The sequence below is a fragment of the Rahnella perminowiae genome (assembly GCF_019049755.1).
GTDB lineage: Bacteria > Pseudomonadota > Gammaproteobacteria > Enterobacterales > Enterobacteriaceae > Rahnella > Rahnella perminowiae.
The window spans coordinates 1-3,662 of the sequence record NZ_JAFMOS010000290.1 but is presented as its reverse complement, the minus strand read 5'-3'; the positions used below and the strand labels follow the sequence as shown (position 1 = coordinate 3,662).

The window sequence follows — 3,662 nt, the reverse complement described above, 5'->3', positions numbered from 1 at the left end:
ATTTACATCCTATTCTTATAACAAAGTTCTTTTGCTGAAGAGGTTAATGATGACCCGCACCGGACAGATTTCCCCAGCCACCGCCAGTCAGTCACGCCGCGCCCTCGTCGCCGGTTCGGTCGGTAATTTTATCGAATGGTATGAATTTGGCGTTTACGGTTATCTGGCGACCCTGATTGCCGGTAACTTTTTCACCCTGGAAGGCCAGACCGGCATGACCGGTTTACTGCTCACTTATGCGTCGTTCGCGCTGGCGTTTTTCTGCCGCCCGATTGGTGCGATCATCTTCGGGCGTATCGGTGACCGCATCGGCCGTAAACCGACACTGATTGCCGTCGTTCTGCTGATGACGCTGGCCACCGCGATCATTGGTCTGCTGCCGACTTACGCGCAGATTGGCGTGGCCGCCCCGTTATTACTGACCCTGATGCGTATGTTCCAGGGCCTGTTTGCCGGCGGTGAATTCGGCGGAGCGGTCTCCCTGATGACCGAATTCGCGCCAAAAGGTAAACGCGGTATTTATGGCGCGTGGCAGTCGTTTACCGTGTCGCTGGGTCTGCTGACCGGCGTGGCGCTGGTGGCATTGCTGGTCCAGACCCTTCCTGAAGCACAAATGAAAGACTGGGGGTGGCGGATTCCGTTCCTGCTGGCCCTGCCGATGGGGCTGGTGGCGCTGTACCTGCGCCTGAAGCTTGATGAAACGCCAAACTTTGTCGCCAGTCAGAAAGACGAACCTGAAGTACAAAAAACGACAGCCGGAAAAGCATCGGCTGTCGCTACTGCCAAAGCCATCGCACTGGGAATTGGCCGCATGATGGGATGGTCGGCGGGCGGTTATACCTTCCTGGTGGTCATGCCGTCATATTTGCAAACTTCCCTGCATGCCACTTTTTTACAGGCGCTGGTCGCCACCGTGCTGGCGAACGTCGGTTTCGCGCTGGCCATCCTGCCTTCCGGCTGGCTGAGCGACAAAATCGGCCGTAAAAAGGTCATGATGATCGCCGTCTTCGCCGTGATTGTGCTGAGTTTCCCGCTGCTGCATTTGCTGCAAAACCCGCAAAGCAGCCTGCTGGTGAAAGGTATTGCAGTGCTGATTGCCGGCGCAACAATAGGAATGATTGCCGGTCCCGGCCCGGCGATGCTGGCAGAAATGTTCCCGACCCGCGTGCGTTATACCGGTCTGGGATTATCCTATTCCCTGTCGAATGCCGTGTTTTCAGGCTGTGCCGGGCTGATTATTACCGGTCTTATCAAAGAAACCGGCAATCTGGATATTCCGGCCTATTACGTAGTCGCTACCTGTCTGGTCAGCCTGTTTGCACTGATGACGTTGCGCAAGGATGATCATTTGCGTGATCTGGATGAATAAGCGATGAACGACACGCATTTGCAGTCGCGTCTGAACGCATTACAGGGTAGCTTCTCGCCGGCGGAAAAGCGGATCATCACTCTTATCCGCCTTGATCCGCCGGGTGTGGCCAACATGGGCGTGACAGAACTGGCGAAATACGCCGAAACCAGCACTGCCACGGTGGTGCGCACCAGCAAACGGCTGGGTTTTAGCGGCTATCCGGCGCTGCGTCTGGCATTAGCCGCAGAATCATCCAGCCCGATGCCCGCCGGAATGCCGCTGGCGGCGGATATCAGCGACAATGATCCGCCCAAACAGATACTGCAAAAACTGCTGGAATTCGAGGTCAAAGGCGCGACCGAAACCACGCAACTCCTCAGCGCAGCCACGCTGGAGCAGGCAGTCAGCCTGCTTGCACAGGCGCACCGGATTGATATTTACGGTGCCGGTGCCTCGGCACTGGTGGCGCAGGATTTTTGTCAGAAATTGCGACGCATCGGCGTTGTCGCCCAGACTTTTGGCAGCAGTGATGAAAGTCTGGTCAGCGCCTGTCAGTTAACAGCTGCGGATGTTGCGCTGGCGATTTCCCACTCCGGCCAGACAGCGGATGTGATTGAAGCCCTTGCGCAGGCAAAAGCGGCAGGCGCGAAAACGCTTGCCATTACCGCTAACGGCCGTGCTGCCCTCGCCCGTAAAGCAGATGTCGTGCTGCGAACCAGCAATCGTGAAATGGGTTTTCGCGCAGCGGCGATGGCGAGCCGTACCAGCCAGCTGCTGATCATCGACTGCCTGTTTATCGGTGTCGCCCAGCGCCTTCCGGGCGCGCGCGACGCCTTGCGTAAAACCCATGATGCCGTACGCAGGCGACGCCGCTGATATTCTTACGTTCTCCGGCACGCCTTCTATACTTCATAAAACACCGGAGTTTATGAGGGCATGCATGTTCACCCATCGTTTGGTCTTTCCTGCCAGCATACTGCGCGGGCGCGGCGCCATAAAACATCTGGGCGCGATGTGCGGGCGCTTAGGCCAGCGGGCAATGTTAGTGGGTGGCAAACGCGCCATTGCCAGTGTCGAAGCGAAAGTCGCGGATCAGCTTGAACAGCAGATGGTCAGTTATCTCGGCAGTGAAATCTTCAACGGCGTGTGTTGTCAGGAAGAAATCAACCGTCTGGCGGACGTTTTCCGTACACAGGGCGTGGAGGTGATTATCGCCACCGGCGGCGGCAAAGCTCTGGATACCGCTAAAGCGGCAGGCGTGGCGTGCAATATTCCGGTCGTCACCCTGCCGGGCATTGCGGGCACCTGTTCGGCGGTGACCTCGCTGGCGTTCCGTTATCATCAGAATGGGGAATTCCGCGACATGATGCCCTTGTCCAGTGGCCCCGCAGCGGTAGTGATCGATGCGGATTTGCTGGCAACCTCACCGCTGCAATGGCTCTCGGCAGGTATCGGCGATACGCTGGCAAAATGGTATGAATACCGCGCCATCAGCGATCTCAGCCAGCTGACCGGCCTGGCGGGCGTCGCCAGAACCCACAGTGAATTGTGTTATACCCTCATCAGGCATTTCGCCGCCGGTGCCTGTTTCGCGGTGCAGGACGGTAAAGCCAATAACGCGCTCGAACAGGTGCTCGATGCTATTTTCCTCTACGCCGGTCTGACCTCAGTCATGAGTAACGGCGCTCACACCGGTGCTTCTCATGCACTCTACGAAGGCTTCACCGCCTGTCCGAAAACCCGCCATATTCCTCATGGTTTGCTGGTCGGTTACGGTAACCTGTGCCTGCTGGCACTGGAAAACCGCAGCGACGATGAACTGCTGGCCGCTCTCGCGCTGGCCCGCGCCAGTGCCATACCGACGCAGTTAGCGCATATCGCCACAGGGCTGACAGAGCAGGATCTGGCCGTGATTATCGACCGCAGCCTCACCACACCGGATATGGCGAACATGCCAGGTGATATTACATTTGAAGATGTCAGAGGTGCGGTAGAAAGAGTGGAGAGACTCGGGGCAAAAATTAATTGATGTGAGAACGCACATCAGAACGTTTTTGAAAGATAAATGGTGAAAGTTTCGGTTTCTCAATTGCCGTGATCACTTATCGGGTTGCGCCGAAACCGCCCAAAGGAGGAAAGTGCTTTTCCTCCTTTGGATTCCTCCTCGCTTTTTCAACAAGCGCTCCGCTCGCTGGCTATGTTTCAGGTATCGCAGCGACAGGCTGGAAATCTTGCCGCTTCGCGGTGCCTTCATTTCGGGATTGCAGCCTAGGGTCTGCAACCTCTCATTCAGCAAGCTTTCTGAAACGCC

The 3,662-nt window shown here is 56.8% G+C and carries 4 protein-coding genes; 3 read left to right on the top strand and 1 reads right to left on the bottom strand.

The genetic code is table 11. The annotated features are described in order from the left end of the window. Positions 1-49: 49 nt before the first annotated feature. The 3 genes from J1785_RS02535 (at position 50) to J1785_RS02525 (ending at position 3,380) form a co-directional block, all read left to right on the top strand. Positions 50-1,369 (top strand): MFS transporter, encoded by a 1,320-nt coding sequence (locus J1785_RS02535; protein ID WP_217218739.1) that lies wholly within the window; start codon positions 50-52, stop codon positions 1,367-1,369. A gap of 3 nt (positions 1,370-1,372) precedes the next feature. Then, on the top strand, positions 1,373-2,227 hold the full coding sequence (locus J1785_RS02530; RefSeq protein ID WP_129951432.1) for a MurR/RpiR family transcriptional regulator: 855 nt from the start codon (positions 1,373-1,375) through the stop codon (positions 2,225-2,227). Between the two features lie 64 nt (positions 2,228-2,291). After that, the gene (locus tag J1785_RS02525; protein WP_217218738.1) at positions 2,292-3,380 is read left to right on the top strand and encodes an iron-containing alcohol dehydrogenase family protein; all 1,089 of its coding nucleotides are present in this window, start codon (positions 2,292-2,294) and stop codon (positions 3,378-3,380) included. Positions 3,381-3,449: 69 nt separating this feature from the next. Here the strand turns inward: J1785_RS02525 and J1785_RS02520 are convergent. Then, on the bottom strand, positions 3,450-3,662 hold a 213-nt coding region (locus tag J1785_RS02520), incomplete at its 5' end, for a hypothetical protein (RefSeq protein ID WP_217218737.1).

Bases quoted from the DNA above. Each gene is read 5' to 3' on its own strand.
- J1785_RS02535 (WP_217218739.1), top strand. From the start codon at position 50: ATGACCCGCACCGGACAGATTTCCCCAGCCACCGCCAGTCAGTCACGC.
- J1785_RS02530 (WP_129951432.1), top strand. From the start codon at position 1,373: ATGAACGACACGCATTTGCAGTCGCGTCTGAACGCATTACAGGGTAGC.
- J1785_RS02525 (WP_217218738.1), top strand. From the start codon at position 2,292: ATGTTCACCCATCGTTTGGTCTTTCCTGCCAGCATACTGCGCGGGCGC.